This window comes from Streptomyces sp. NPDC059010 (assembly GCF_042740355.1).
GTDB lineage: Bacteria > Actinomycetota > Actinomycetes > Streptomycetales > Streptomycetaceae > Streptomyces.
On the sequence record NZ_JBHYJA010000010.1, the window covers coordinates 42,480 to 69,479 of the forward strand.

Consider the following 27,000-nt stretch of genomic DNA (forward strand, 5'->3'; position numbering starts at 1 on the left):
GGCATCGCAAACCCCGGCACGCCTTCGGCGTGGTCGGACCCGTGCGCCCCGGGGCCCGGGCCCCTGCACCCAATGGTCGCGGTCGCGGTGGTGGTGGAGGACGCGGACGCGGACCGGGGCGAGATCAGCGGCGGCGGGGACGCGGCGCCGATCGCGCGGGCGGTGATGGAGGCGGTGCTGAAGAAGTCACCCTCGGACGGCGGCCGTTGACGTCGGTTCCTGGATCAGGGCGGCCGGCAGGGCGACATACGCCGTGACGCCCGCGCCCTGGGTGGGGCGGAGCTCGACATGGGCGCCGAGGCGGGCGGCGAGGGCGCCGACGACATGGTGCCCGAGGAACCTGGTCGGGGCGGTGTGCAGGGACTCGCCCCGGCCGGCCAGCACCGCGTTGGACTCGCCCATGCGCTCCGGGGTCATCCCGATCCCCCGGTCCACCACGGCCAGGCAGTACTCGGTGCCGTCCCGCCAGCCGTAGACCTCCACGGGCTGCTGGGGCGGGCTGAACATCAGCGCGTTCTCCACCAGCTCGGCGAGCAGATGGGACAGTTCCGCGACGCAGTGACCGCGGACGCCGCACTGCTGGACGTCGACGGCGGTCACCCTCTGGTACTGCTCGACCTCCGCCACCGCCGACCGCACCACGTCCGTGACGGCGACCGTGCCCTTCCAGGACCGGCCGGGCGACTCCTCACCGGCGAGCACGAGAAGCGACTCGGCGTTGCGGCGCATCCGGGTGGCCAGGTGGTCGAGTTCGAACAGCTCGGCGAGGGCGTCCGGGTCGAGCTCCTGGCTCTCCAGCGTGGTGATCAGACCGAGCTGCCGGTTGAGCAGGCTCTGGTTGCGGCGGCCGAGGCTGGCCAGGGACTCGGTGCTCGTGCGACGCAGGACGGTCTGCTGGGCGGCGAGTCCGACGGCGGTGTCCTCGACGTTGCGCAGGGCGGCGGCGAGGCGGCTGATCTCCCGTGCGCCACCGGGGAGTTCGCTCCGTCCGGCCTCCTCGGCGGGCGGGCCGTCGGGGTCGGCGTCCTGGATCCGCCGGACGGCCTCGGGCAGCCGCGTCCCCGCGACGGCGTCCGCCTCGTCGGCGAGGGCGCCGAGCGGCCGGGTGATGGAACGGGCCGAGAAGAGGGCGAGCGCGACGGCCACGCCGAGGATCAGCACCCCGAGGGCGAGATAGCCGCCGAGCTGGCGGGTGGCGGCGGAACCGGCCTCGTCGGCGCGCGCACGGACATCGTCCCCGACGGTCCGCTGCACGGCGTGCAGATCGTCGACGAGGGTGGTCATGTCGGCCCACCAGCGGGCCGGGGCCACGGTGAGAGCGGACCCGTCGGCGCCGCGCTCGGCCCGCGTCTCGTATCCGGCGACCCGGCGCGCGGCGGCCGTGGCGAAGGCGTCGTCGAGCGCGGACTCCTGCTCCGCACCGGCGAGTTGCCTGAACTGTGCCAGGGCGGCCACCCGGGTGGCCCGGACCTCCGTGAAGTCGAGGTACTCCCCGGAGCGGAACCGCCCGGCCGCGAACACCCCGTTGAGGGAGCCGCGTTCGAGCGCGACTGCCTCCGTGCCCCGGGCGAGGGCCTGGAGCGCCTGCACGCCCTGCGCGATACGGCGGTCGCCGTCCGGGGCACCGGCCGACTCGGCGTCGATGAGGGCGGTCACGGCCTTGGTGTAGGTCCGCAGGGTGGCGGCACGGTCGGCGGTGCCGGCGTCGACGTCCTCGCGTGTCGTGCCGAGGGCGGCGAGGGGGACCTCGGCGGCCCGCAGGGCGGAGAGAGCGGCACCGGGCAGCGCCCCGCCCTCCTCGTCCAGCGCGGCACCCAGCGCGTCCCGCGCCTCGTCGGTACGGCCACGCTGTGCGACCACGTCGTCCCGGTACCCCTTGGCACCCCCCAGCAGCCCGTTGGTCAGCCCGCGTTCCCGCTGCACCTCCCGGACGAGTTCCTGTGCGCGCAGCAGCACCCCGACATGCGCCTCGGTCTCCCTGGCGGCGGACCAGTCGGCGGCCCGGTCGGCGACGCCGAGCCCGATGAGGGCCAGCAGCAGACACGTCGGAACGGCCAGCACGATGGCCATACGGCCACGGATGGAGCTCCAGCCGGGCAGCGCGCCGGGTCGGCGGAAGGTCGGGCGGAGGGTGGTCAGTACATTCCCCGTCATGCCCCGTGAGGCTACGGGCGGGCCGGTCAGGGCACGGTTTCCCGCCCGTAAGACCGCGGTGCACAGGTACTCACGCACCCGGCGCCCCGGCTGTGAAAGGGGGACATGTGCCCACGTACTGAGATACCCCCTGGGCCCGCGACCCCGCCCGACCTATCGTTCGGTTCCATGACGCCATCAACCGCCCCGGAAGCCTCCTACGAACTCGCCCAGGTCAACATCGCCCGCCTCAAGGCCCCGCTGGACTCCCCGCAGTTGAAGGACTTCGTCGACAGTCTCGACCCCGTGAACGCCGACGCCGAGGCCGCCGACGGCTTCGTCTGGCGGTTGCAGGACGACTCCGGCGACGCGACGGACGTACCGGTCTTCGGCGACTCCTGGCTCATCATCAACCTGACGATGTGGCGCGACGCGAACGCCCTGACCGCGTACATGTACCAGGGCCGTCACCGCGAGATGCTGGCCCGCCGCCGGGAGTGGTTCGAGAAGGTGCAGGAGGCGATGACGGCCCTGTGGTGGGTTCCGGCGGGCCACCGCCCGACGGTCGCCGAAGCGGAGTCCCGCCTTCTCCACCTGCGCACGAACGGCCCGACGCCGTACGCCTTCACCCTGCGCACTTCGTTCCCGCCCCAGGGCGCGGAGCCGGTGCCGGTGGACGTGCCGGAGGGGCTGGGCTGCTCGGTCTAGGAGCGGCCAGGCGGCTCAGGGGGCCGGGGGTCAGCCCTCGGCCCCCGCCTCGATCGCGTCCCCCACCTCCGCCACCCGCTGCCGCTCCTCGACCGCGAACCGCTCGGCGTCGAGCCGCTCCGCGATCTCCTCGTCCTGTGCCATCAGCAGGTCCAGATTGGAGTCGCCCATCTCGAACACGCCCATGTCGACATAGGCCTGCTGTAGGCGCTTCCCCCACAGCCCGATGTCCTTGACGCAGGGGACTATGCGGGAGAAAAGCAGTCGGCGGAACAGGGCGAGGAACTCGGACTGCTCGCTGAACTCCTCGGCCTCGGCGGTCGGGATGCCGAAGTTCTCCAGCACCTCCACGCCCCGCAGCCGGTCGCGCATCAGATAGCAGCCCTCGATGACGAACTCCTCGCGCTCCCGGAGCTCGGCATCGCTGAGCTGCCGGTAGTAGTCCCGCAGCGCCATCCGCCCGAAGGCCACGTGCCGGGCCTCGTCCTGCATGATGTACGCCAGGATCTGCTGGGGCAGCGGCTTGTCGGTGGTGTCCCTGATCATGCCGAAGGCGGCCAGCGCCAGCCCCTCGATCAGCACCTGCATACCGAGGTACGGCATGTCCCAGCGGCTGTCCCGCAGGGTGTCGCCCAGCAGGGCCTGGAGGTTGTCGTTGATCGGGTACAGCATCCCGACCTTCTCGTGCAGGAAGCGGCCGTAGATCTCCGCGTGCCGGGCCTCGTCCATCACCTGGGTCGCCGAGTAGAACTTCGCGTCCAGGTCGGGCACGGACTCGACGATCCGCGCGGCACACACCATCGCGCCCTGCTCACCGTGCAGGAACTGGCTGAACTGCCAGGAGGCGTAGTGCTTGCGCAGCTCGCCCTTGTCGTTGTCGGTGAGCTTGGCCCAGTACTTGGTGCCGTAGAGGGAAATGGATTCGTCAGGGGTGCCGAGGGGGTCGCTCGGATCGACCTCCAGCTCCCAGTCGATGCGCTTCTGCCCGTCCCACTGCTTGTCCTTGCCCTTCTGGTACAGGGCCAGAAGCCGGTCGCGGCCGTCGTCGTACTCCCAGCTGAAACGTGCCGCGCCGGTCGCCGGCACCTGCCAGAGAGGGTCACCCTGATCCATGGCGTACAGGTCGTTTGTCGGCATGTCCGGCAGGCTCACACGTAGTAGACGCGGGGTCAACAAGTCCTGCGCAAGGGATTGACGAGCTTGCTGACAGGCAGTCTCATAAGATGCGGACGACGTACCCGCGGTAACGAGGTGAGGGACCGATGACGACCCTGACGGAAGCCGACGCGCTCGACGGACTGCGCGACGCACTCGGCCTGCTCAAGGACCGGGAGCAAGTGGCCGAACGCCTCCTCGCCTCCTCCGCCAAGCACTCCTTCGACCCCGACAAGGAGCTGGACTGGGAGGCGCCCTTCGAGGAGGGCAAGTGGTTCTGGCCCCCGGAGCTGGTCTCGCTCTACGACACGCCCCTGTGGAAGCGGATGAGCGAGGAACAGCGCATCCTGCTCTCCCAGCACGAGTCCGCCGCCCTCGCCTCCCTCGGCATCTGGTTCGAGATCATCCTCATGCAGCTGCTGGTCCGCCACATCTACGACAAGGCGGCGACGAGTGCGCATGTGCGGTACGCGCTGACCGAGATCGAGGACGAGTGCCGGCACTCCAAGATGTTCGCCCGGCTGATATCGCACGGCGGGACGCCCTGGTATCCGGTGGCCAGGGTCCATCAGAACCTGGGGCGCCTTTTCAAGACGATCTCGACCACCCCCGGCTCCTTCACGGCCACCCTCCTCGGCGAGGAGGTCCTCGACTGGATGCAGCGCCTGACATTCCCGGACGAGCGCGTCCAGCCCCTGGTCCGGGGCGTCACACGCATCCACGTCGTGGAGGAGGCCCGCCACGTCCGCTACGCCCGTGAGGAGCTGCGCCGCCAGATGGTGACGGCGCCGAGGTGGTCGCAGGAGTTCACGCGGGTCACCTCCGGTGAGTTCGCCCGGGTGTTCTCGGTGGCGTTCGTGAACCCCGAGGTCTACACGAACGTGGGACTGGACAAACGGGAGGCCATGGCCCAGGTGAAGGCGAGCGGGCATCGTCGGGAGGTCATGCAGACGGGGGCGAAGCGGCTCACCGACTTCCTGGACGACATCGGGGTGCTGCGAGGCGTGGGCCGACGCCTGTGGAGGTCGTCCGGCCTCTTGGCGTAAGGGGCGGGAAGCCGGCCTGAAAGGGGCGCGGAGCCGAATCGATCTGCGGCTCCGCCGCGGGGGCGCGATCAGCCACAACGAGCCCGCAGCCACCAGATCCCGGCACCCCCACGGCGACTAGGCTTCATCTCATGCCCGCCGCCCCCGCCTATCGCCGCCTGAGCGTCGAGGAACGCCGCAGTCAGCTCCTCGAAGCCGCCCTCACCCTCTTCGCCCACCGCGCCCCCGAGGACATCTCCCTGGACGATGTGGCAGAAGCGGCCGGAGTGTCACGCCCGCTGGTGTACCGGTACTTCCCGGGCGGCAAGCAGCAGCTGTACGAGGCCGCCCTGCGCTCGGCCGCCGAGGAACTCCAGCACTGCTTCGACGAGCCCCGCGAGGGCCCCCTCCTCCCCCGCCTCTCCCGCGCCCTCGACCGCTACCTCACCTTCGTCGACCAGCACGACGCCGGTTTCAGCGCCCTGCTCCAGGGCGGCAGCGTCGTGGAGACCTCCCGCACGACCGCCATCGTCGACGGCGTACGCCGCGCCGCCGCCGAGCACATCCTCAGCCATCTGGGGATCACCGAACCCGGCCTGCGGCTGCGCATGACCGTGCGGATGTGGATCACCGCGGTCGAGGCGGCCTCCCTCATCTGGCTCGACGAGGACAAGCAGCCACCGGTCGAGGAACTGCGGGACTGGCTGGTCGAGCAGTTCATCGCCGTCCTCTCGGTCACCGCGGCCCGGGACCCCCAGACCGCCGCGCTGGCCGAGAAGCTCTCGGCGGATGGCTGACACTGGTGCCGTGAAGAGCGAAGACACCCCCTTCGAGGGCGGCCCGATGGACGGCCGGGTCCTGCCCGTGCTGCTGGGCATCACCGGCCACCCGCCCAAGACGTACCGCATCCCCGTGCCCGACCCGCAGGGCGGTCCGCCCACGGTCCTGGTCTACCTCCGCGTGCCCCGCACACCGGGCAGCCGCACGGGCCTCAGCCGGCGCTGGAAGTACGAGTACTCCCCCGAGGGCGAGCAGGGGTCGGGCGGGCAGAGCCGGCGGCCGAAGTGGCCGTGGTCCAAGCCGGACGCCGCGCCGCGAGGCAAGCCGGATGACTCGGACGGGTGACGAAGTTACGCCGGACCGCCTACAACCGGCCGGTGAACCCGGCGGCCACGTCTAAAGCTCTGATGCGGAGCAGAGAGCCTCTCCGCACCGGAGGTGATGACGTGTCAGGAAGGATTCTGCGTCTGGCGTGTACGGCGACGGTGTCGGCCGCCATCCTCGCCCCGACCACTCCCGCCCTGGCGGCACCCGAGGCTCCCGAGCCCCAGGAGCGGTCCACGGCCGCGCTTCTGACAGACCTTCAGCGTCTGTACCGCGAGACCGAGCAGGCCACGGAGGCCTACAACGCCACCGAGGAGAAGCTGGAGAAGCAGCGCACCGAGGTGACCCGGCTGGACACCGCCCTGGCCCTCGCCCGTCTCTCCCTGCACGCCAGCCGGGGCCGGGCCGGCCGGCTGGCCCGGCAGCAGTACCAGAACACCACCGGCATCTCCCCGTACGTACGCCTGCTCCTGGCCCGTGATCCCCAGCACGCCCTGGACCAGGGCCATGTCATCGACCGCCTGGCACGCGAGCGCGCCGAGTCGGTGGGCCGGCTGACCGGCACCGAGCGCAAGGCCGACGAGCTGGCCCACAAGGCCCGCGCGGCCCTGGATGAGCAACTCGCCCTCGCCGAACGGCAGAAGAAGGACCGGGACACCGTGGAGAGACGGCTGCGGAAGGTGGAAGGACTCCTCGCCTCCCTCACCGCCGAACAGCTCACGTCCCTGGCCGAGTTCGAGAAGCAGGACACCGCGAAGGCCCAGCGGGCGTTCATCGCCTCCGGTGCCCTCGCCAAGGATGACCACAAGCCGTCCCGCGTCGCCAAGCGGGCCATGCGCTTCGCCAGACGGCAGCTGGGAAAGCCGTACCAGTGGGGTGCCGAGGGCCCCAGGACGTACGACTGCTCAGGGCTGACGTCCAAGGCCTGGGCGCACGCGGGGACCCGGATTCCGCGCACCAGCCAGGAGCAGTGGGCGCGGCTCGACCACGTCCCGCTGACCGAACTGCGCCCCGGTGACCTGGTCGTCTACTTCCCGGACGCCACCCACGTGGCCATGTACCTCGGCAAGGGCAAGGTGATCCAGGCGCCCCGCACCGGCGAGAAGGTCAAGATCTCCCCGATCGCGTCGAACCCGGTGCTGGGCGCCGTACGTCCGGAGTTCAGGCCCCGGAAACCTCACCGAGATAAGCCGCGGTCTTCTCCGGATCGTAGAAGTAGTTCTCGAAATCGGCCGGATCATTGAACCCGTTGACGAACCGGTCGGCCACCGGCGGCAGCTGCCCCGCCGCCCCGATGAGGCCCAGGATGTGCTCCGGCGGCGGGGCCAGCATGGCGTTCGTCCACTTGGTGACGTGCTGCGCGGTGTCCCAGTACCGGTCGAACGTGCCGCGCATCCACTCCTCGTCGAACTCCTTCTCCCCGCGTTCGAGGATCGAGGCGAGATAGGCGGCCGCGCACTTGGACGCGGAGTTGGAGCCCTGCCCGGTGATCGGGTCGTTCGCCACGACGACGTCCGCCACACCGAGCACCAGCCCGCCGCCGGGGAGCCGGCCGACGGGGTTGCGCACGGTCGGCGGGTACCGCCCGCTCAGCACCCCGCCCGCGTCCGTGAGCTCGACCCCGGTGGCCCGCGCGTGCTCCCACGGCGTGTACTTCTCCATGAGCGCCAGGGTCAGGGAGAGGTGCTCCGCCGGGTCCTTGACCCCGTCGAAGACATCGAGCGGCCCGCCGGGGATGCCCTCCCAGAACAGGATGTCGGCGCGTCCGGAGGTCGTCAGCGTGGGCATGATGAACAGCTCGCCGACCCCGGGGACGAGGTTGCAGCGCACGGCCTCCGTGTCCGGGTGCTCCGCACGCGGGCCCAGCCCGTGGACGTACGACACGGCGAGCGCCCGCTGCGGCCGGCTGTACGGGGACCGCTCCGGGTCCCGCTCGAACATCTGGACGAGCTCGCCCTTGCCCGCCGAGAGCAGCACCAGGTCGTACGTGCGGGAGAAGTAGTCGAGGTCGCCGACGGCCGCGCCGTGGATGACCAGCTGTCCGCCGCGCTGCGCGAACGTCTCCATCCAGCCGGCCATCTTCACCCGCTGGTCGACCGACTGCGCGTACCCGTCGAGCCGCCCGAGCCAGTCGATCGCGCGGGCCGCGGGACCCTCGGCCCACGAGCCGGGGGCCGCCACCGAGACGCCGACTCCTTCGATCTTCGGAGCCTGGGACTCCCAGAAGTTCAGCTGGAGGTCGCGCTCGTGCTGCAGCGCCGTGTGGAACATGCACTGCGTGGACATGACCCGGCCGGAGCGGATCTCGTCCGCCGTCCGGTTGGACATCAGGGTGACCTCGTACCCGTGCGACTGGAGTCCGAGGGCGAGCTGGAGTCCGGACTGGCCGGCTCCGACGACGAGAATCTTCCGCATGCGGGTGATGTCTCCTACGGGGATCGGGGACTACGGGGACTACTCGGGGGTGACGTCCAGTGCGTGGCCGACGAGGGACAGCAGGGTCTCGATGGCCGAGATCCGACGCCGAGCGTCCATGATCATGACAGGTATGTGCGGGGGGATCGTCAGCGCCTCACGCACGTCCTCCGGTGCGAAGCGCTCACTGCCGTCGAAGTGGTTGACCGCCACCACGTACGGCAACCCGCAGCTCTCGAAGTAGTCCAGTGCGGGGAAGCAGTCCTTCAGCCGCCTGGTGTCCGCGAGGACGACCGCGCCGATCGCGCCGCGCACCAGGTCGTCCCACATGAACCAGAACCGCTGCTGGCCCGGCGTGCCGAACAGATAGAGCACCAGGTCGTCGTCGAGCGTGATGCGGCCGAAGTCCATGGCCACGGTGGTGCTCAGCTTGCCGGGCGTCGAGGTGAGGTCGTCGGTCTCCTCGCTCGCCTCGGTCATCAGCGCCTCGGTCTGCAGGGGCGTGATCTCCGAGACGGCGGTGACCAGCGTGGTCTTGCCGACGCCGAAGCCGCCCGCCACGACTATCTTCGTGGCGATGGGGGCGCGGGTACGGTCCGTCTCCCAGGACCTCAGGTTCTCGTCGGTGTCCTCAAAGACGACGGAGTCCACTCAGCACCCTTTCGAGCAGTGCGCGTTCCGGCCGGCCCGTGCCATGACCGGTTCCGGTGCCGTACACACGGATCTTGCCCTGGTCCGCGAGGTCGCTGATCAGGACGCGGACCACACCGAGCGGCATCTTCAGCAGCGCGGCGATCTCGGCCACCGTGCGCATACGGCGGCACAGTTCGACGATGGCCCGCATCTCCGGCATCACCCGGGTGTTGAGGGAACCATTCGTCAGTTCCTTGCGCTCCTCGGCGGCCTCCAGCGCGGCGGTGCTGCTGACGAACGTCTCGACGAGCAGGACATGGCCGAAGCGGGTACGGCCGCCGGTGAGCGAGTAGGGGCGCACGCGGGCGGCCTTGCGGTCGCCGCTGCGGACGGGGAGCTGGGGCTTGTTCTTCGGGGCGTTGCTCATCGGGTACTCCCTGCCGACGCGGCCTCCAGTGATTTCCGGAGTTCGCTGCGGAGTTCGGGGGTGAGGACGTGGCCGGCGCGGCCGACGAAGAGCGCCATGTGGTAGGCCACCACGCTCATGTCGCAGTCGGCGGAGCCGTGCACGCCGAGCAGCGAGCCGTCGCTGATGGACATGACGAACAGACTGCCCTCGTCCATCGCGATCATCGTGTGCTTCACCCCGCCGAACTCCATCAGCTTGGCGGCGCCGATGGTGAGGCTGCCGATGCCGGAGACGATGGTGGCGAGGTCCGCGGAGGAACCACGAGGGCCGGTTGGCGGCCGCTGTGCCTGGGCCTGGGCCTCGGCGTTTCGGCTCGGGTCGGAGGAGAGCAGGAGCAGGCCGTCGGAGGAGACCACCGCTACCGACTGGATGCCCGGCACCTCCTCGACCAGATTCGTCAGCAACCAATGCAGGTTGCGGGCCTCACTGCTCAGTCCGAAGGTACTGGGCGCGGTCAACTGCTTGCCTCCTCGACTGTGCCCCCCGTGACATCTTCGGTCGGTACCTGGTTCTGGCCGGTCCGCTCGGCGATCTCGGCCTCCACGTCGCGGTAGCCCGCCTCCGCTCCCCTGCGGAAGCCGCCGAGCCTGCGGCGGAGGGCGTCCGCGTCGACGGAGCCGGTCCGCTGGCGCGGGGCCTGCACCGGTGCGGTGATCTTCGGGGTGCGCTTGGGGAGGCCCTTGTCGGTGACGATCTCCTCCCCCTCGGCCGCCCCATCACCCCCATCGGCTTCGTCGTCCTGGTCCCGTTCGTCCCGGGCCCGCTCATGCGTGTCGGGGCCGATGGCGTACGGGTCGGTGGCCGGGGGCTCCGTCTCCACGGCGGGCTCGGCGAGCTCAGCGGGTTCGGCGGGTTCGGCGGGTTCGGCGGGTTCGGCGGGTTCGGCGGGTTCGGCGGGTTCGGCGGGTTCGGCGGGTTCGGCGGGTTCGGCGGGTTCGGCGGCAGCCTCCGGGAGCAGGAGTTCCATCGTGCTCTCGGCCGGCGTCTCCGGCTCCGTCCTCGCCACCGGCTCCGTTTCCGGCTCCACCGCCGGCTCCGGTACGGCCTCGTCGGCGCCCCCCGTCTCCCGTACGGCCTTCTCCGCCAGGGCCACCAGCGGGTCGCCGTTCTTGGCGCGGCCGCGCAGGACGTTGGAGTTGGCCTCCGCGTCCGCGCCCGGCAGCGAGAAGGTGTGGCTGCCGGTGTGGTGGGCGGAGTCGGCGGGGACCGCGGCCGCGGGGGCCGGTGCGAAGAGTCCCTTGGACAGGACCGCGACCGCCGCGATGCCGCCGTGCTTCTGCTCGCGGAGCTGGACGCGGACGCCGAGGCGGTGGGCGAGGCGGGCGACGACGTACAGGCCGAGGCCCAGGCCGTCGTCGCCCTCCTGGTCGTAGGACGCCTCGGGGTCGAAGTCGGCGAGGCGGGCGTTGAGGCGGGCCATGCGCTCGTCGGTCATGCCGATGCCCTCGTCCTGGACGGAGAGCATGACCTCGCCGTTCTCCAGCAGCCAGCCGGAGATCTCCACGGGCACGTCGGGCGGGGAGAACGACGTCGCGTTCTCCATCAGCTCGGCCAGCAGGTGGGAGAGGTCGTCGGCGGCGAAGCCCGCCACATGCGCGTGCGGCGGGAGGGCCGCGATACGGACCCGCTCGTACCGCTCGATCTCGCTGACCGCGGCGCGCACGACGTCGACGAGCGGGACCGGTCCCGCGTGCTGCTGGACATGCTCGGTGCCGGCCAGCACGAGGAGGTTCTCGCTGTGGCGGCGCATGACCGTGGCGAAGTGGTCGAGCTTGAAGAGGGTGGCGAGGCGCTCGGGGTCCTGCTCGCGCTCCTCCAGGCCCTCGATGACGCCGAGCTGACGCTCGACCAGGCCGAGGGTGCGCAGGGCGAGGTTCACGAAGGTGGCGCCGATGGTGTCCCGCAGCCGCTCCAGCTGGGCGGCGGAGTCGGCGAGTTCGGCACGCAGTTCCTCGCGGGCGTCGGCCATCTTCTGGCGCTGGCCGACCAGGTGCTTGCGGTCGGACTCCAGGGTGGTGACGCGCTCGTGCAGGGCGACGGCGTGCGTGTGCAGGGCGTTGACGGAGTTGACGACCTGGGCGAACTCGTCCTTGCGGCCGGTGAACTTGACGGGTTCCTCGGCGGCCGGGTCCTCGGCCTGTGCGAGCCGGGCGGAGCCGAGCCGCAGGACGGCGAGGGGCCGGGTGAGGCTGCGGGCCATGCCGGTGGCGACGCCGACCGCGAGCAGCATCAGGGCGCCGAGGATCGCGATACGGATCTCCAGCGCGGTGACATCGTCGTCGCGGAGCTGCGCGAGGTCCTTGCTGCGGCGGTCGTAGAGGGCGGACTCGACGCCCCGCATCAGGTCGACGCGCGCGGAGAGCATGGCGTCGGCCCGCTTGAGGTCGGTGTCGAGGTCGCGGTCGGAGAGCGCGGCCTGGTCGGTGAGGGCGGCCAGGTACCGCTCGGCGGTGTTGACCTCGGGGCCGGTGACCGTGGAGTCGTACGAGGTGCGCGCGCTCTTGGGGGCCGTGTCGCGGAAGTCGGCGACGGCGGCGTCGGAGCGCAGCCGGGCCTGCTGGGCGGCGGCGCTGAGCGCGGCGCGCTGCTTGGCGTCCGCGTCCGAGGAGGTCTTCTGCGTGCTCGCGAGGCCGGTGATCGGGTCGACGACGGTCTCGGTGGTGGTCGGCACGCTGAGCGCGGCGAGCAGCAGCCCGCGGGCGGCGGCGGCCTGCTGTACGGCGGAGTCCAGCTCGGCGAGTGCGTAGGCGCCGGCACCCGCGCGGGGCGGCATCTGTCCGGCCAGCCGCTCGGCGAGCCGGTGGAGTTCGGTGATGGCGACCGAGTAGGCCGCGTGGGCCTCAAGCGCGGTGCTCTTGCCGGTGAGCGCGGCCCGGCGCACGGCCGCGATGCCGTCCAGGTCGTCCGCCAGCGAGGCGGGGGCGTCGGGGTCGGCGCGCAGTTCCTCGACCTGCCGGTCGACCCGGACGCTGCGCTGCTCGCTGGGCGCCTTGGACTTGGGCCGTCCGGCGGCGATGTACGAGGTGACCTCGTCGCGCTCGTCGGCCAGGGAGTGGGCGAGGGTGAGCGCGTCCTCGGTCTGCTCGGTGAGCGTCACCAGTTCCTGGGAGTCGTGCAGTTGCCCGGAGGCGGCAACGATCGAGGGGACGCCGGCTCCGGCGATGGCGGCGGCCACCACGGCCACGGCGACGATCAGCCGGTTCCGCACATGTGTGGGGCGGCCCTTGCCGGCGGGTGTGCCGTCGCTGGTGCTGTCGGGTGTGGGTTGCGTGCCCCCTGCGGAGTTTGTCTGCTTGCCTGAGCGACGAGGCCGCATCTTCTGCACCGGTGCTCGCATTCCTGACTCGTGATACCCATGGGTCCGGATGACGCTTCGTCAACTGCCGCCGACCGTACGCACACCCCTCCCCCAAGCTCGTGTCCTGGCCCGAGCAGGGGGTGTTCTCACCGGTCCCCGACCCTCCCAGTGCCGGTGGGCAACGGCCGCGCATCACCTGACCCGCCACCCGAAGGAGTGAACCCCGGAGGAGAGTTGGCGGGCAAGTTCCTCTGGCGCGCACACATGCCTTGCGCGGCGGGCCGGTTGGACGTCTGCGGCGGGCGATGGCAGGATTCGCCGCCACGCCCCCTCGGAGCGAACCATTCCAGCCTAAATCAGACGCCTGACCTGCGCGACTGCACCCTTTCGGGAACCAATGCGACCTCTTCGCGAACCTTGTGAAGGCCTCGTGCAGACTGGCCGAATGCGAACAGAGCTTGCTTCCGAGCCCGGCGATCCCGCCCGCCCCAACGAGGACTTCGCGAGTGTCGGACTTCCCGCCTCGGGACAGGGTGGCGCGCTGGTGGTCCTGGACGGAGTGACGCCACCGAGGAGCGGGACGGGGTGTCTGCATTCCGTCCCCTGGTTCACCGCACGGCTCGGCGGAGCCCTGACCGAACTGACCGTTTCACTCCCGGATGTTCCCCTCACCGACGCGCTGGCCCGTGCCATCACGCGTACCGCTGACACACATCGGGAAACCTGTGACCTTTCTCACCCGCGCACCCCACAGGCAACCGTGGTCATGGCGCGGTGGTCGGCGGCGGCGGTGGAGTACCTGGTCCTGTCGGACTCCGCACTCCTGGTGGAGTCGACGGACGGCACGATCACGCCCTGCCTCGACGACCGTCTGTCGAACCTCCCCCGGGCCTCCCTGGCCACGGACGCGCTGATCGACGCTCACATCCGCAACAAGGAGGGCGGCTTCTTCACGGCCGCCGCGGATCCGTCGGTGGCGCAGCGGGCGGTGACGGGCGTGCTGCCGCGAGCCGAGGTGCGGGCGCTGGCCGCCCTGACGGACGGGGCGGCCCGGTGGGTGGAGAAGTTCCGGGAGGGCAGCTGGGGGGACTGCTTCGCCCTGGTACGGAAGGAGGGGGCTCGGGCGCTGGTGGAGCGGGTGCGGGCGCTGGAGACGGCCGATGCGCAGGAGCGGACGTATCTGGGGCGGAGCAAGACGCATGACGACGCGACGGTTGTGTACGCGGAGATGTGAACTTGTGAACGGTGCCCCGCGGCCCTACTTCTCCATCCCCCGGTTCAGCTGGTTCAGCAACCGCGCCAGCTCGGCGACCTCTTCCCGGTCCCAGTGGGAGAGCTGCTCGACATACCGGGCCCGCCGGGCCTCCCGCACCTTCGCGACCCGGCCGCGCCCCTCCTCCGTGAGGTGCACCAGCCAGGCCCGCCCGTCCGCGGGGTCCGGTTCCCTGGCGACGAGCCCGAGGTCCTCCAGGGCGCGCAGCTGGCGCGACATCGTGGCCTTCCCGACGCCGATGTAGGCGGCGAGTTCCGTGGCCCGCTGACGCCCGCACTCACCCAGGCGTACCAACAGGCCGTACGCAGCCGACTCCAGGTCCGGATGGACCTCGCGGGCCATCTCGCCCTGCTTGGCCCGGGCGCGCCGGAACAGGACCGTCAACTCGCGTTCCAGATCGAGGAATTCGGGCTGACCCATACCACCACCGGACGCTCCGGAGTCGATTCGCCGTCCGTCGCCGTTCCCGTCTTCGTGCACGTCAGCCCCTGCCTCGTGTTTCCCGGTCCTGAAAGTTTCCGCCGACCGCCGTAATCACCGCAGCTCCGCCAGTATTTCGCAGGCTCAGACCAAAGGCAGCCTCCGGACCCCCTTCCACCTGCGCTTCTGCGCGTCTAACTTCTCTACCGGAACGTCGGACTTGGCATGTATTCGCCATAGCCACCGCGTTTCCCCACCGAGCACCACCGAGCCTTCGGAGGCACGCTTATGCCCGTGCACAGATCCGAACTGCTCCGCCCTCAGCGCCCGCACCGCGCCGGGCTCCTGCTCGCCGCCGTCCTCTCTCTCACCTGCTCCCTCACCCTCGCCGTCCAGACCTCTCCCGCATCCGCCGACGACGACTTCCCGCCCCGCGGCTCCGCCTACATGGGGATGGGCGTCGTGGCCCACGACGGGGCGGACGGCCTGCCCCTGGACCCCATCGCCGTCGACCAGACGGAGGGGGTGGACGTCTCCAGCTATCAGGGCAACGTCGACTGGGCGACCCTGTGGAAGAACGGGGTGAAGTGGGCCTACACGAAGGCCTCCGAGGGGACGTACTACACGAACCCGTCCTTCACCCAGCAGTACAACGGCTCCTACGACGCCGGAATGGTCCGCGCCGCCTACCACTTCGCCACCCCGGACACCACCAGTGGAGCAACGCAGGCCAACTTTTTCGTCAACAACGGCGGCGGCTGGTCCCGCGACGGCAAGACCCTGCCCGGCGCCCTCGACATCGAGTGGAACCCGTACGGCGCCACGTGCTACGGCAAGACCCCGAGCGCGATGGTCGCCTGGATCCGCGATTTCCTGAACCAGTACAAGTCCCGCACCGGCCGCGACGCCGTCATCTACACGGCCACCAGCTGGTGGAAGGAGTGCACCGGCAATTACAGCGGCTTCGCCTCCGCCAACCCGCTGTGGATCGCCCGGTACGCGTCGACGGTGGGCGAACTGCCGGCGGGCTGGTCGTACCAGACGATGTGGCAGTACACGTCCTCCGGACCGACGGTCGGTGACCACAACAAGTTCAACGGGCCGGTGGATCGCATCACGGCCCTGGCCAACGGCTAGTACAACGCCGGCACGCCAACGGCTGACCCGGCGCCGTGTGGCGAAGGCCCGGGCCTCTCACGAGGACCCGGGCCTTTTCCTCCGGTCGCGTCCGTCACGCCGCGACCGGAACCTCCGGCGCCGCGCCGTTGGTGGCCGGCGACAGGGCCAGTTCCAGGACCTGGCGGACGTCGGTGACGGCGTGGACGTCGAGCTTGTCCAGCACCTCGGCCGGGACGTCGTCCAGGTCGGGCTCGTTGCGCTTGGGGATGACGACGGTCGTGACGCCCGCCCGATGGGCCGCCAGCAGCTTCTGCTTGACGCCGCCGATCGGGAGCACCCGACCGGTCAGCGAGACCTCGCCGGTCATCGCCACGTCCGTACGGACCAGACGGCCCGACAGGAGCGAGGCCAGCGCCGTCGTCATGGTGATGCCGGCGCTCGGGCCGTCCTTCGGCACCGCGCCCGCCGGGAAGTGGATGTGCACGCCCCGGTCCTTCAGGTCGGCGACCGGCAGCTCCAGTTCCGCGCCGTGCGAGCGGAGGAAGGACAGGGCGATCTGTGCGCTCTCCTTCATCACGTCACCCAGCTGGCCGGTCAGGGTCAGACCCGCCGCGCCCGTCTCCGGGTCGGCGAGCGAAGCCTCCACGAAGAGGACGTCACCGCCCGCGCCCGTCACCGCGAGGCCCGTCGCCACGCCGGGCACCGCCGTACGGCGCTCCGCCGGGTCCTGGGCGGACTCGGGCACATGGTGCGGCCGGCCGATCAGGCCGCGCAGATCGCCGTCCGTGACGGTGAACGGCAGCTTCCGCTCGCCCAGTTCGTGCTGCGCCGCGACCTTGCGGAGCAGCCGCGCGATGGACCGCTCCAGATTGCGGACGCCCGCCTCGCGCGTGTACTCACCGGCGAGCCTGCGCAGGGCCCCCTCGTCGAGGGCGACCTCGTCCTTCGCCAGGCCCGCCCGCTCCAGCTGGCGCGGGAGCAGGTGGTCACGGGCGATGACGACCTTCTCGTCCTCGGTGTAGCCGTCGAGGCGGACCAGCTCCATACGGTCGAGCAGGGCCTCCGGGATGGCCTCCAGGACGTTGGCGGTGGCCAGGAAGACCACGTCCGACAGGTCCAGCTCCACCTCCAGGTAGTGGTCCCGGAAGGTGTGGTTCTGGGCCGGGTCGAGCACCTCCAGCAGGGCGGCCGCCGGGTCGCCCCGGAAGTCGGAGCCCACCTTGTCGATCTCGTCGAGGAGGACCACCGGGTTCATCGACCCGGCCTCCTTGATGGCACGCACGATCCGGCCGGGCAGCGCGCCGACGTAGGTACGGCGGTGGCCGCGGATCTCGGCCTCGTCGCGGACGCCGCCGAGGGCGACCCGCACGAACTTGCGCCCCATGGCATGCGCGACGGACTCGCCGAGCGAGGTCTTGCCGACGCCGGGCGGGCCGACCAGCGCGAGCACGGCACCGCCGCGTCGCCCGCCGACGACACCCAGACCCCGGTCGCTGCGGCGCTTGCGCACCGCCAGGTACTCGGTGATCCGCTCCTTCACGTCCTCAAGGCCGGCGTGCTCGGCGTCCAGCACGCCCTGGGCGCCCTGGATGTCGTACGCGTCCTCGGTGCGTTCGTTCCACGGCAGTTCCAGGACGGTGTCCAGCCAGGTGCGGATCCATGAACCCTCGGGCGACTGGTCGCTGGACCGCTCCAGCTTGTCGACCTCCTTCAGGGCCGCCTCGCGGACCTTCTCCGGCAGGTCGGCGGCCTCGACGCGGGCGCGGTAGTCGTCGGACTCCTCGCCGTCCTGCTCGCCGTTCAGCTCGCGCAGTTCCTTGCGTACGGCTTCGAGCTGACGGCGCAGCAGGAACTCGCGCTGCTGCTTGTCGACGCCCTCCTGGACGTCCTTGGCGATGGTCTCGGCGACGTCCTGCTCGGCGAGGTGGTCGCGCAGTTGCTGGGTGGCGAGCTTGAGGCGGGCCACCGGGTCGGCGGTCTCCAGGAGCTCGACCTTCTGCTCGGTGGTGAGGAAGGGCGAGTACCCGGAGTTGTCGGCGAGGGCGGAGACGTCGTCGATGGCCTGGACACGGTCCACGACCTGCCAGGCGCCGCGCTTGCGCAGCCAGGCGGTGGCGAGCGCCTTGTACTCCTTCACGAGCTCGCCGACCTGGCCGGGCAGCGGCTCGGGCACGCTCTGGTCGACACGGGTCCCCTCGACCCACAGCGCCGCACCCGGCCCGGTCGTCCCGGCGCCGATCCGCACCCGGCCCCGGCCGCGGATCAGGGCGCCCGGGTCGCCGTCGGCCAGCCGGCCGACCTGCTCGACGGTGCCGAGCACACCGGTGCTCGCGTACGTCCCGTCGATGCGTGGCACCAGCAGCACCCGTGGCTTTCCCGGCTGGGACCGGGCGGCGGCCTCCGCGGCCTCCACGGCGGCGCGCACATCGGCGTCGTTCAAGTCCAGCGGGACCACCATTCCGGGCAGCACGACCTCGTCGTCGAGCGGCAGCACAGGCAGGGTGAGCGGTGTGGACGTCGAAGCCATGATCTCCCCTTCGGCAGTCAAGTTGAGCTATGCCGACTCAATGCTTGGGGGTCCCCGAATGTTCCCCACCCTCCGTTCGCTGTGAGCGATCACTTACCCCACAGCCCGTGACCTCGGCTTTCACCAATAAACGCTTGCCGGGTTCCGCCCCTTCCCGCGACCGTCGTCCCGTGACAGACACAGAGATCCTTCTCGCGGCCTACGACGACCAGATGCGCGGCGCACCCCCGACCCCGCCCACCGGAGTGACGTACGAACAGGACGGCCCGCTGCTGCGGACAGTGGGCGGCTTCCGGGGTCTCGTCAGCGGCCCGCGCTCTCTCGGCGTGCACGACGCCGAGCTCGACCGGCTGATCGCCCGGCAGCGCGACTTCTTCGCGGCGCGAGGTGAGGCGGTGGAGTGGAAGATCCGGGGTCACGACGAACCGGCCGACCTCGCCGACCGGCTGAGCACGGCGGGCTTCGTACCCGAGCCCCGGGAGACGGTGCTCGTCGGCCGCGTCGCCGACCTCGCCGTACGAGAGCCCGCCCTGCCGGACGGCGTGACACTGCGCCAGGTCACCGCGGACGCCGACATGCGCCGGATCGCCGCCCTGGAGTCGGTCGTCTGGGGCTTCGACATGGGCTTTCTCGCCGACGACCTGATCGGACGCGTCGACGCCGCTCCCGACGAGATCTCCGTCCATGTCGCCGAGGCGGACGGCGAGGTCGTCTCCGCGGCCTGGCTGGTGTTCCGCGCGGGCACCGAGTTCGCGAGTCTGTGGGGCGGGTCGACGCTGGCCGAGTGGCGGGGCCGCGGCATCTACCGCGCGCTCGTCGCGACCCGGGCCGCACTCGCCGTCGCCCGCGGCGTCACCTACCTGCACGTGGACGCGTCCGACGACAGCTTGCCCATCCTGCGGCGGCTGGGCTTCGAGGCGGTGACGACCACCACCCCGTACATCTGGTCACCCGAGGGCGGCTGACCCCGAGGCACGCCACCGCCGTACCAGCGGCCACATCGCGACCCCGATGAGCAGGGCGATCAGATGCCCCCAATTGGTCAGCGGGTCCGTGAGGTCGAGCAGGTCCTGGATCAGCATCTCGCCGAACAGGGCCAGCACAGGCAGCCCCAGCCACGGCCGCAGCAGCCCCGCCAGTGCCCCGATGCTCGTCGCGACGCCGAAACTTATGCCGTAGTCGAAGCGGTGCAACGAACTGGCGGGCAGGTGGCCGGTCAGTACCGCGAGCCCCACGGGGACCTCGGTCGCGAGGGTGGCCAGGATGTGGCCGAGCAGGAAGACGACGGCCGTGCGGGCGCTGCCGATCCGCCGCTCCAGCGCGGTGAGCACGAGCAGGAAGCAGACCGAGTACGGCGCCAGGAGCCCGCCCGCGACCCACAGCCCACTGGCGACCAGCACCAGCATGGGCGTCTGCACGAGGTGCACCACATCGGTGCTGGAGCCCCTGAGCAGGGCGTGGACGAGGTCGGGGTCGGCGTAGGTGACGACCAGGGACGTGACGACCAGTACGGCGGCGTAGGCGCAGGTGAACGGGGTGCCGGTGGGAGTGGGGAGGAGATGCCAGGGGCGGAGGCGGACTCGGGGGCGGGGGTGCGCGACGGCCTCGACGGACGCGACGGCCCCAGTGGCCGCGATTGCCTCAGCCGTGATGGACGGAGCCGCAGGGGCGTCACCGATGACCGGCGCCGGGCGCGGCGCGGCGGCTCCCACCGGCCCGCGCTGCCGCGGCATCGCGTCCAGCAGCTCGGCCACGTCGTGCGAGCCCGGCACGCCCTCGGCCACCGTGTGTTCCATGGTGAGGCGCTCCTTCCGTTTCCCCCACCCTTGGTCCACTTCCCCCACATGTCTGTGACCGACGCCACGCGTGAGCCGATTCTCAGCAACCTCTCAAGAACCTCACGCGTCCCGCTCTCTTCACCCTTACGGGCGACGGCGGGCCGAGATAATTCCTTCGGCAGCCCGGGGCTCGGCTGTCAGGATGACCGGATGCCCACTTCGTACGACATCCCCGAAGTCCTGGACCGGCGCGTCGGCCCCCACGGCGAGGTCGTGCTGCGGCGCCACGGTGAGCTGCTCCAGATCATCGCGAACGGCTGCTTTCTGATGGACACCTCGGACGGCCGTTCGGAGCGGCTGCTGATCGACGCGGCACTCGGCGCGCTGGACGGCCGGCCGGAGCCGGAAGTGCTGATCGGCGGGCTCGGAGTGGGGTTCTCGCTCGCACATGCCGCGGCCGATCCGCGCCCGGGAAGGATCACCGTCGTGGAGCGCGAGAGCGCGATTATCGGCTGGCATCTGGACGGGCCGTTGTCCGACTTCTCCGCCCGCGCCCTCGCCGACCCGCGCACCGAGATTCTGGAAACGGATCTCGTGGCGTACGTACATGAGACTTCCGACACGTATGACGCACTGTGTCTCGACATCGACAACGGCCCCGACTGGACCGTCACCCAGGACAACGACAGCCTCTACTCACCCCATGGACTCGCAGGCTGTACAGGGGCGTTGAGGCCCGGCGGGGTACTCGCCGTATGGTCCGCCCGCCCCTCTCCGGAATTCGAAGAAACCTTGCGTAATGCCGGATTCCAACAGGTGCGTACCGAAGAGATCCCCGTTGCCCGGGGCGTTCCGGACGTCGTGCACCTCGGCGTCCGACCTGGATAGCCGTGGCACGGTGACTCCCCGTACTCTGCTTCTCTGACGCGGATCATTCAAGCGTCAATCGCAAGCATGCGCATGCATAGCCAGATAGCGGGATCACCCCACGGATTCCGGAAAGCAACTTTGGGGCGGGCGATGGAGCAGACACACACCTCCCACAACGGCACGGCGGCGACCCCGGGCGCGCAGCGCCGGGTCCTCGTGGTCGAGGACGATCCGACCATCGTGGACGCCATCGCGGCCCGTCTGCGCGCCGAGGGATTCCTCGTGCAGACCGCGGGTGACGGCCCGGCGGCCGTCGACACGGCGGAGGCCTGGCAGCCCGACCTGCTGATCCTCGACATCATGCTGCCGGGCTTCGACGGCCTGGAGGTCTGCCGTCGGGTGCAGGCCCAGCGTCCGGTGCCGGTGCTGATGCTGACCGCGCGCGACGACGAGACCGACATGCTGGTCGGGCTCGGCGTGGGCGCCGACGACTACATGACCAAGCCGTTCTCCATGCGGGAGCTGGCGGCACGCGTGCATGTGCTGCTGCGCCGCGTGGAGCGGGCCGCGCTGGCCGCCACGACCCCGCGGTCGGGCATCCTGCGGCTCGGCGAGCTGGAGATCGACCACGCACAGCGGCGCGTACGGGTCCGGAGTGAGGATGTTCACCTCACTCCGACCGAGTTCGACCTCCTGGTGTGCCTGGCGAACACCCCGCGCGCCGTCCTCTCGCGCGAGCAGCTGCTCGCCGAGGTGTGGGACTGGGCGGACGCCTCCGGCACCCGGACGGTCGACAGCCACATCAAGGCCCTGCGCCGGAAGATCGGTGCCGAGCGGATCCGTACCGTGCACGGCGTGGGCTACGCCCTGGAGACACCGACGCCATGAGCGACGGGCCGGCCGCGCGGAGAGGCCCCGGGGAGCCCTGGGGCGGCGTACGTCCGTTCTCGATCAAGACCAAGCTGGGCGCACTGGTCGTCATCGCGGTGCTGATCACCACCGGGCTGTCGGTGATCGCCGTGCGCACCCAGACGGAGCTGCGCTTCATCACGGTCTTCTCGATGATCGCCACACTGCTCATTACGCAGTTCGTGGCCCATTCGCTCACCGCTCCGCTGGACGAGATGAACACGGTGGCCCGGTCCATCTCACAGGGCGACTACACCCGCCGGGTGCGGGAGAACCGCCGGGACGAGCTGGGCGACCTGGCCGAGACCATCAATCTGATGGCCGACGAGCTGGAGGCCCAGGACCAGCAGCGCAAGGAGCTGGTGGCGAACGTCTCGCACGAGCTGCGCACCCCGATCGCCGGTCTGCGGGCCGTCCTGGAGAACGTGGTCGACGGCATCGCCGAGGCCGACCCCGAGACGATGCGCACGGCCCTGAAGCAGACCGAGCGGCTGGGCCGGCTGGTGGAGACCCTGCTGGACCTGTCCCGCCTGGACAACGGCGTCGTACCGCTGCGCATGCGGCGCTTCGAGGTCTGGCCGTATCTGTCCGGGGTGCTGAAGGAGGCCAACATGGTCGCCTCGGCCCGCGGGGGCATGGCGTCGGGCTCGGGCAGCCACACCCGTACGGACGTCCATCTGCACCTCGACGTGTCCCCGCCGGAGCTGACCGCGCACGCCGACCCCGAGCGCATCCACCAGGTCGTCGCCAACCTCATCGACAACGCGATCAAGCACAGCCCGCCGCACGGCCGCGTGACGGTCAAGGCGCGGCGCGGGCCCTACGCGGAGTCACTGGAGCTGGAGGTCCTGGACGAGGGGCCGGGCATCCCGAGGTCGGACTGGCACCGGGTCTTCGAGCGCTTCAACCGGGGGGCCGTGATCCGGCCGCACGGGCCGGGCAGTGACGGCGGTACGGGGCTGGGGCTGGCGATCGCGCGCTGGGCCGTGGATCTGCACGGCGGCCGGATCGGCGTGGCCGAATCGGAGCGGGGTTGCCGGATTCTTGTCACGCTTCCGGGGCAGTCATCCCTACCAAGTTGACGTAAGGTGCGAAGCGGAGCGACAAGATCCACGTGCGTCCTGGCTGACGGACACGTGTGATCAGCGAGAGGCCCGCACGTTCGGTGTGCAGGGCTCCGGTCGACGTATCCCCTCTGACGTCCGCTGAAGCGGAACCACGCTTGTTTCCCGCCATTTCCAGGCACGAAACACGCTTTCCGATGTGACTTACACGACGATGACCTTGCCCAGCCTCACCTTCCCGGCCATGGAGGCGTAGCCTTTATTCCCGCTGTCCATCACCTTGTGAAGCGGAAGAGGGCGGTTGCCGCCGTGTCGCCACAGTCCCCCAGTAACGCATCGAGCATCTCGACCGACGCAGACCAAGCGGGCAAGAATCCCGCAGCCGCGTTCGGACCGAACGAGTGGCTCGTCGACGAGATCTATCAGCAGTACCTCCAGGACCCGAATTCGGTAGACCGCGCCTGGTGGGACTTCTTCGCCGACTACAAGCCGGGCGCTCCCGCCTCGGCTCCGGCGGGTACTGCGGCCGCGGGGGCCGCACAGACCACCACCGCCGCCAAGCCCGCAGCGGCTGCTCCGGCCGCCCCGTCGGTCCCGGCGCCGGCCCCCGCGGCCCCGAAGCCCGCCGCCGCCGCGCCCGCCGCTCCGGCTCCCGCCCCGGCGAAGCCCGCCGCTGCCGCGAAGCCCGCCCAGCCGAAGAAGGCCGAGCCCGCCGCCACGTCGGCCGACGGCCCCGAGCTGGTGACGCTGCGCGGCCCGGCCGCCGCGGTCGCGAAGAACATGAACGCCTCGCTGGAGGTGCCGACGGCCACCTCGGTCCGCGCGGTCCCGGTGAAGCTGCTGTTCGACAACCGCATCGTCATCAACAACCACCTGAAGCGCGCCCGGGGCGGGAAGATCTCCTTCACGCACCTGATCGGCTACGCGATGGTGCAGGCCATCAAGGCCATGCCGTCGATGAACTACTCCTTCGCGGAGAAGGACGGCAAGCCGACCCTGGTCAAGCCGGAGCACATCAACTTCGGCCTCGCCATCGACCTGGTCAAGCCCAACGGCGACCGCCAGCTCGTGGTCGCGGGCATCAAGAAGGCCGAGACCCTGAACTTCTTCGAGTTCTGGCAGGCCTACGAGGACATCGTCCGCCGCGCCCGCGACGGCAAGCTGGGCATGGACGACTTCACCGGTGTGACGGTCTCCCTGACCAACCCCGGCGGCCTCGGCACCGTCCACTCCGTGCCGCGTCTGATGCCCGGCCAGTCGGTGATCATGGGCGTCGGCTCCATGGACTACCCGGCGGAGTTCCAGGGCACCAGCCAGGACACCCTGAACAAGCTCGGCATCTCGAAGGTCATGACGCTCACGTCGACCTACGACCACCGGGTCATCCAGGGCGCCGCCTCCGGCGAGTTCCTGCGGATCGTCGCGAACCTCCTGCTCGGCGAGAGCAACTTCTACGACGAGATCTTCGAGGCGCTGCGCATCCCCTACGAGCCGGTCCGCTGGCTCAAGGACATCGACGCCTCGCACGACGACGACGTCACGAAGGCCGCCCGCGTCTTCGAGCTGATCCACTCCTACCGGGTCCGCGGCCACGTCATGGCCGACACCGACCCGCTGGAGTACCGCCAGCGCAAGCACCCCGACCTGGACATCACCGAGCACGGCCTCACCCTGTGGGACCTGGAGCGCGAGTTCGCCGTCGGCGGCTTCTCCGGCAAGTCCCTGATGAAGCTGCGCGACATCCTCGGCGTGCTGCGCGACTCGTACTGCCGCACCACCGGCATCGAGTTCATGCACATCCAGGACCCCAAGCAGCGCAAGTGGATCCAGGACCGCATCGAGCGCCCGCACACCAAGCCGGAGCGCGAGGAGCAGCTGCGCATCCTGCGCCGCCTGAACGCGGCGGAGGCCTTCGAGACCTTCCTGCAGACGAAGTACGTCGGCCAGAAGCGCTTCAGCCTGGAGGGCGGCGAGTCCGTCATCCCGCTGCTCGACGCGGTCCTGGACTCGGCCGCCGAGTCCCGCCTGGACGAGGTCGTCATCGGCATGGCCCACCGCGGCCGCCTGAACGTCCTCGCCAACATCGTCGGCAAGTCGTACGCCCAGATCTTCCGCGAGTTCGAGGGCAACCTCGACCCGAAGTCGATGCACGGCTCCGGCGACGTGAAGTACCACCTGGGCGCCGAGGGCACCTTCACCGGCCTCGACGGCGAGCAGATCAAGGTCTCGCTGGCCGCGAACCCGTCCCACCTGGAGACGGTCGACCCGGTCATCGAGGGCATCGCCCGCGCCAAGCAGGACATCATCAACAAGGGCGGCACGGACTTCACCGTCCTGCCGGTGGCCCTCCACGGCGACGCGGCCTTCGCGGGCCAGGGCGTGGTGGCCGAGACCCTGAACATGTCGCAGCTGCGCGGCTACCGCACCGGCGGCACGGTCCACATCGTCATCAACAACCAGGTCGGCTTCACCGCCGCCCCGGAGTCGTCCCGCTCGTCGATGTACGCGACGGACGTGGCGAGGATGATCGAGGCCCCGATCTTCCACGTGAACGGCGACGACCCCGAGGCCGTCGTCCGCGTCGCCCGTCTGGCCTTCGAGTTCCGCCAGGCGTTCAACAAGGACGTGGTGATCGACCTCATCTGCTACCGCCGCCGCGGTCACAACGAGTCGGACAACCCGGCCTTCACCCAGCCGCTGATGTACGACCTGATCGACAAGAAGCGCTCGGTGCGCAAGCTCTACACCGAGTCCCTCATCGGTCGCGGCGACATCACCCTGGAAGAGGCCGAGCAGGCGCTCCAGGACTACCAGGGCCAGCTGGAGAAGGTCTTCACGGAGGTCCGCGAGGCCGTCTCCCAGCCGAGTGCCGAGCCGGTGTCGGACCCGCAGGCGGAGTTCCCGGTCGCCGTGAACACCGCGATCTCCGCGGAGGTCGTGAAGCGGATCGCCGAGTCCCAGGTCAACATCCCCGACACGTTCCATGTGCACCCGCGGCTGCTGCCCCAGCTGCAGCGCCGGGCGGCGATGGTCGAGGACGGCACCATCGACTGGGGTATGGGCGAGACCCTCGCGGTCGGCTCCCTCCTGCTGGAGGGCACCCCGGTCCGGCTGTCCGGCCAGGACTCCCAGCGCGGCACCTTCGGTCAGCGCCACGCGGTCCTCATCAACCGCGAGACGGGCGAGGAGTACACCCCGCTCCAGTACCTCGCCGAGGACCAGGCCCGCTACAACGTCTACAACTCGCTGCTGTCCGAGTACGCGGTCATGGGCTTCGAGTACGGCTACTCGCTGGCCCGTCCCGACGCGCTCGTGATGTGGGAGGCGCAGTTCGGCGACTTCGTCAACGGCGCGCAGACGGTGGTCGACGAGTACATCTCGGCGTCCGAGCAGAAGTGGGGCCAGACGAGCGGCGTCACGCTCCTGCTCCCCCACGGCTACGAGGGCCAGGGCCCGGACCACTCCTCGGCCCGCGTCGAGCGCTTCCTCCAGCTGTGCGCGCAGAACAACATGACGGTCGCGATGCCGACCCTGCCGTCGAACTACTTCCACCTCCTGCGGTGGCAGGTGCACAACCCGCACCACAAGCCGCTGGTGGTCTTCACCCCGAAGTCGATGCTGCGCCTCAAGGCCGCCGCGTCGAAGACGGAGGAGTTCACGTCGGGTCAGTTCCGCCCCGTCATCGGCGACTCCACGGTCGACCCGGCCGCGGTCCGCAAGGTCGTCTTCGTCGCCGGCAAGCTGTACTACGACCTTGAGGCCGAACGGCAGAAGCGCGGCGTCACGGACACGGCGATCATCCGCATCGAGCGCCTGTACCCGCTGCCGGGTGCCGAGCTCCAGGCCGAGATCGCCAAGTACCCGAACGCCGAGAAGTACCTGTGGGCCCAGGAGGAGCCGGCGAACCAGGGAGCGTGGCCGTTCATCGCGCTCAACCTGATCGACCACCTGGACCTGGCGGTCGGCGCCGACGTCCCGCACGGCGAGCGCCTGCGCCGCATCTCCCGCCCGCACGGCTCGTCCCCGGCCGTCGGTTCCGCGAAGCGGCACCAGGCCGAGCAGGAGCAGCTGGTGCGTGAGGTCTTCGACGCGTAAGCCTC

At 70.5% G+C, this 27,000-nt stretch carries 22 protein-coding genes and 1 pseudogene; 13 read left to right on the forward strand and 10 right to left on the reverse strand.

Going from position 1 to position 27,000, the window contains the following annotated elements; all coding sequences use genetic code 11:
* Window positions 1-210 (forward strand): annotated as a pseudogene (locus ACFWYS_RS12475) (penicillin-binding protein 2); the annotation flags it as partial.
* On the opposite strand, the gene ACFWYS_RS12480 reads toward ACFWYS_RS12475, so the two are convergent.
* The gene (locus ACFWYS_RS12480; protein WP_384766390.1) at window positions 187-2,154 is read right to left on the reverse strand and encodes a nitrate- and nitrite sensing domain-containing protein; all 1,968 of its coding nucleotides are present in this window, start codon (window positions 2,152-2,154) and stop codon (window positions 187-189) included. The pseudogene ACFWYS_RS12475 and the gene ACFWYS_RS12480 sit on opposite strands and share 24 nt — an antisense overlap.
* Window positions 2,155-2,322: 168 nt before the next feature.
* Here ACFWYS_RS12480 and ACFWYS_RS12485 point away from each other — a divergent pair, with 168 nt between their 5' ends.
* Window positions 2,323-2,841, forward strand: a complete 519-nt coding sequence (locus ACFWYS_RS12485) for a DUF3291 domain-containing protein (protein WP_384766393.1) — start codon at window positions 2,323-2,325, stop codon at window positions 2,839-2,841.
* A gap of 30 nt (window positions 2,842-2,871) precedes the next feature.
* On the opposite strand, the gene ACFWYS_RS12490 is transcribed toward ACFWYS_RS12485, so the two are convergent.
* Complete coding sequence (locus ACFWYS_RS12490) at window positions 2,872-3,978, reverse strand: ferritin-like domain-containing protein (RefSeq protein WP_384766396.1); 1,107 nt, start codon at window positions 3,976-3,978, stop codon at window positions 2,872-2,874.
* Between the two features lie 125 nt (window positions 3,979-4,103).
* Here ACFWYS_RS12490 and ACFWYS_RS12495 point away from each other — a divergent pair, with 125 nt between their 5' ends.
* From ACFWYS_RS12495 to ACFWYS_RS12510, 4 genes are all read left to right on the forward strand, one after another.
* A complete protein-coding gene (locus ACFWYS_RS12495; RefSeq protein ID WP_384766398.1) occupies window positions 4,104-5,042 on the forward strand; it encodes a diiron oxygenase in 939 nt (312 codons plus the stop codon).
* A gap of 131 nt (window positions 5,043-5,173) precedes the next feature.
* Window positions 5,174-5,818, forward strand: coding sequence for a TetR/AcrR family transcriptional regulator (locus ACFWYS_RS12500; RefSeq protein WP_384766400.1), 645 nt, complete (start codon window positions 5,174-5,176; stop codon window positions 5,816-5,818).
* On the forward strand, window positions 5,811-6,146 hold the full coding sequence (locus ACFWYS_RS12505) for a hypothetical protein (RefSeq protein ID WP_384766403.1): 336 nt from the start codon (window positions 5,811-5,813) through the stop codon (window positions 6,144-6,146). The genes ACFWYS_RS12500 and ACFWYS_RS12505 overlap by 8 nt, the downstream gene beginning before the upstream one ends.
* Window positions 6,147-6,247: 101 nt before the next feature.
* Window positions 6,248-7,369: an NlpC/P60 family protein gene (locus ACFWYS_RS12510; RefSeq protein ID WP_384766405.1), complete on the forward strand. Its 1,122-nt coding sequence runs from the start codon at window positions 6,248-6,250 to the stop codon at window positions 7,367-7,369.
* On the opposite strand, the gene ACFWYS_RS12515 is transcribed toward ACFWYS_RS12510, so the two are convergent.
* From ACFWYS_RS12515 to ACFWYS_RS12535, 5 genes are read right to left on the reverse strand one after another with little or no spacing between them, the layout of a single operon-like run.
* Window positions 7,287-8,540, reverse strand: a complete 1,254-nt coding sequence (locus ACFWYS_RS12515; protein WP_384766408.1) for a styrene monooxygenase/indole monooxygenase family protein — start codon at window positions 8,538-8,540, stop codon at window positions 7,287-7,289. The genes ACFWYS_RS12510 and ACFWYS_RS12515 overlap by 83 nt on opposite strands.
* Window positions 8,541-8,579: 39 nt before the next feature.
* Complete coding sequence (locus tag ACFWYS_RS12520) at window positions 8,580-9,191, reverse strand: ATP/GTP-binding protein (protein ID WP_384766410.1); 612 nt, start codon at window positions 9,189-9,191, stop codon at window positions 8,580-8,582.
* A complete protein-coding gene (locus ACFWYS_RS12525; RefSeq protein ID WP_384766413.1) occupies window positions 9,172-9,600 on the reverse strand; it encodes a DUF742 domain-containing protein in 429 nt (142 codons plus the stop codon). Before ACFWYS_RS12525 ends, ACFWYS_RS12520 begins: the two co-directional genes overlap by 20 nt.
* Window positions 9,597-10,100, reverse strand: a complete 504-nt coding sequence (locus ACFWYS_RS12530) for a roadblock/LC7 domain-containing protein (RefSeq protein ID WP_384766416.1) — start codon at window positions 10,098-10,100, stop codon at window positions 9,597-9,599. Before ACFWYS_RS12530 ends, ACFWYS_RS12525 begins: the two co-directional genes overlap by 4 nt.
* Entirely contained in the window at window positions 10,097-12,979 is a 2,883-nt protein-coding gene (locus tag ACFWYS_RS12535; RefSeq protein WP_384766418.1) for a nitrate- and nitrite sensing domain-containing protein, read from the reverse strand. The genes ACFWYS_RS12530 and ACFWYS_RS12535 overlap by 4 nt, the downstream gene beginning before the upstream one ends.
* Window positions 12,980-13,385: 406 nt before the next feature.
* On the opposite strand from ACFWYS_RS12535, the gene ACFWYS_RS12540 reads away from it, so the two are divergent.
* Window positions 13,386-14,174, forward strand: coding sequence for a protein phosphatase 2C domain-containing protein (locus ACFWYS_RS12540; RefSeq protein ID WP_384766421.1), 789 nt, complete (start codon window positions 13,386-13,388; stop codon window positions 14,172-14,174).
* A gap of 24 nt (window positions 14,175-14,198) precedes the next feature.
* Here ACFWYS_RS12540 and ACFWYS_RS12545 read toward each other — a convergent pair whose 3' ends face one another.
* Window positions 14,199-14,693 (reverse strand): MarR family winged helix-turn-helix transcriptional regulator, encoded by a 495-nt coding sequence (locus tag ACFWYS_RS12545; protein ID WP_384766424.1) that lies wholly within the window; start codon window positions 14,691-14,693, stop codon window positions 14,199-14,201.
* 228 nt (window positions 14,694-14,921) lie between these two features.
* Here ACFWYS_RS12545 and ACFWYS_RS12550 point away from each other — a divergent pair, with 228 nt between their 5' ends.
* A complete protein-coding gene (locus ACFWYS_RS12550; RefSeq protein WP_384766426.1) occupies window positions 14,922-15,770 on the forward strand; it encodes a lysozyme in 849 nt (282 codons plus the stop codon).
* A gap of 94 nt (window positions 15,771-15,864) precedes the next feature.
* Here the strand turns inward: ACFWYS_RS12550 and lon are convergent, their stop codons facing one another.
* Entirely contained in the window at window positions 15,865-18,279 is a 2,415-nt protein-coding gene (lon, locus tag ACFWYS_RS12555) for an endopeptidase La (protein ID WP_384766429.1), read from the reverse strand.
* Between the two features lie 170 nt (window positions 18,280-18,449).
* Between lon and ACFWYS_RS12560 the strand changes: the two genes are divergently transcribed.
* Entirely contained in the window at window positions 18,450-19,244 is a 795-nt protein-coding gene (locus tag ACFWYS_RS12560; RefSeq protein ID WP_384766432.1) for a GNAT family N-acetyltransferase, read from the forward strand.
* Here the strand turns inward: ACFWYS_RS12560 and ACFWYS_RS12565 are convergent.
* A complete protein-coding gene (locus ACFWYS_RS12565) occupies window positions 19,227-20,075 on the reverse strand; it encodes a rhomboid-like protein (RefSeq protein WP_384766435.1) in 849 nt (282 codons plus the stop codon). The two genes, ACFWYS_RS12560 and ACFWYS_RS12565, sit on opposite strands and share 18 nt — an antisense overlap.
* Window positions 20,076-20,267: 192 nt before the next feature.
* Between ACFWYS_RS12565 and ACFWYS_RS12570 the strand changes: the two genes are divergently transcribed.
* The 4 genes from ACFWYS_RS12570 (at window position 20,268) to ACFWYS_RS12585 (ending at window position 26,995) form a co-directional block, all read left to right on the forward strand.
* Entirely contained in the window at window positions 20,268-20,945 is a 678-nt protein-coding gene (locus tag ACFWYS_RS12570) for a spermidine synthase (protein WP_384766823.1), read from the forward strand.
* A gap of 132 nt (window positions 20,946-21,077) precedes the next feature.
* Window positions 21,078-21,815 (forward strand): response regulator transcription factor, encoded by a 738-nt coding sequence (locus ACFWYS_RS12575; protein WP_003997964.1) that lies wholly within the window; start codon window positions 21,078-21,080, stop codon window positions 21,813-21,815.
* Window positions 21,812-22,918 (forward strand): sensor histidine kinase, encoded by a 1,107-nt coding sequence (locus ACFWYS_RS12580; protein WP_384766438.1) that lies wholly within the window; start codon window positions 21,812-21,814, stop codon window positions 22,916-22,918. The genes ACFWYS_RS12575 and ACFWYS_RS12580 overlap by 4 nt, the downstream gene beginning before the upstream one ends.
* Before the next feature lie 291 nt (window positions 22,919-23,209).
* A complete protein-coding gene (locus tag ACFWYS_RS12585; protein WP_384766441.1) occupies window positions 23,210-26,995 on the forward strand; it encodes a multifunctional oxoglutarate decarboxylase/oxoglutarate dehydrogenase thiamine pyrophosphate-binding subunit/dihydrolipoyllysine-residue succinyltransferase subunit in 3,786 nt (1,261 codons plus the stop codon).
* Window positions 26,996-27,000: the final 5 nt, after the last annotated feature.

Bases quoted from the DNA above. Each gene is read 5' to 3' on its own strand.
- ACFWYS_RS12540 (WP_384766421.1), top strand. From the start codon at position 13,386: ATGCGAACAGAGCTTGCTTCCGAGCCCGGCGATCCCGCCCGCCCCAAC.
- ACFWYS_RS12550 (WP_384766426.1), top strand. From the start codon at position 14,922: ATGCCCGTGCACAGATCCGAACTGCTCCGCCCTCAGCGCCCGCACCGC.
- ACFWYS_RS12565 (WP_384766435.1), bottom strand. From the start codon at position 20,075: ATGGAACACACGGTGGCCGAGGGCGTGCCGGGCTCGCACGACGTGGCC.
- ACFWYS_RS12495 (WP_384766398.1), top strand. From the start codon at position 4,104: ATGACGACCCTGACGGAAGCCGACGCGCTCGACGGACTGCGCGACGCA.
- ACFWYS_RS12500 (WP_384766400.1), top strand. From the start codon at position 5,174: ATGCCCGCCGCCCCCGCCTATCGCCGCCTGAGCGTCGAGGAACGCCGC.
- ACFWYS_RS12580 (WP_384766438.1), top strand. From the start codon at position 21,812: ATGAGCGACGGGCCGGCCGCGCGGAGAGGCCCCGGGGAGCCCTGGGGC.
- ACFWYS_RS12480 (WP_384766390.1), bottom strand. From the start codon at position 2,154: ATGACGGGGAATGTACTGACCACCCTCCGCCCGACCTTCCGCCGACCC.
- ACFWYS_RS12485 (WP_384766393.1), top strand. From the start codon at position 2,323: ATGACGCCATCAACCGCCCCGGAAGCCTCCTACGAACTCGCCCAGGTC.
- ACFWYS_RS12535 (WP_384766418.1), bottom strand. From the start codon at position 12,979: ATGCGAGCACCGGTGCAGAAGATGCGGCCTCGTCGCTCAGGCAAGCAG.
- ACFWYS_RS12570 (WP_384766823.1), top strand. From the start codon at position 20,268: ATGCCCACTTCGTACGACATCCCCGAAGTCCTGGACCGGCGCGTCGGC.
- ACFWYS_RS12515 (WP_384766408.1), bottom strand. From the start codon at position 8,540: ATGCGGAAGATTCTCGTCGTCGGAGCCGGCCAGTCCGGACTCCAGCTC.
- ACFWYS_RS12505 (WP_384766403.1), top strand. From the start codon at position 5,811: ATGGCTGACACTGGTGCCGTGAAGAGCGAAGACACCCCCTTCGAGGGC.
- lon (WP_384766429.1), bottom strand. From the start codon at position 18,279: ATGGCTTCGACGTCCACACCGCTCACCCTGCCTGTGCTGCCGCTCGAC.
- ACFWYS_RS12490 (WP_384766396.1), bottom strand. From the start codon at position 3,978: ATGCCGACAAACGACCTGTACGCCATGGATCAGGGTGACCCTCTCTGG.
- ACFWYS_RS12525 (WP_384766413.1), bottom strand. From the start codon at position 9,600: ATGAGCAACGCCCCGAAGAACAAGCCCCAGCTCCCCGTCCGCAGCGGC.
- ACFWYS_RS12575 (WP_003997964.1), top strand. From the start codon at position 21,078: ATGGAGCAGACACACACCTCCCACAACGGCACGGCGGCGACCCCGGGC.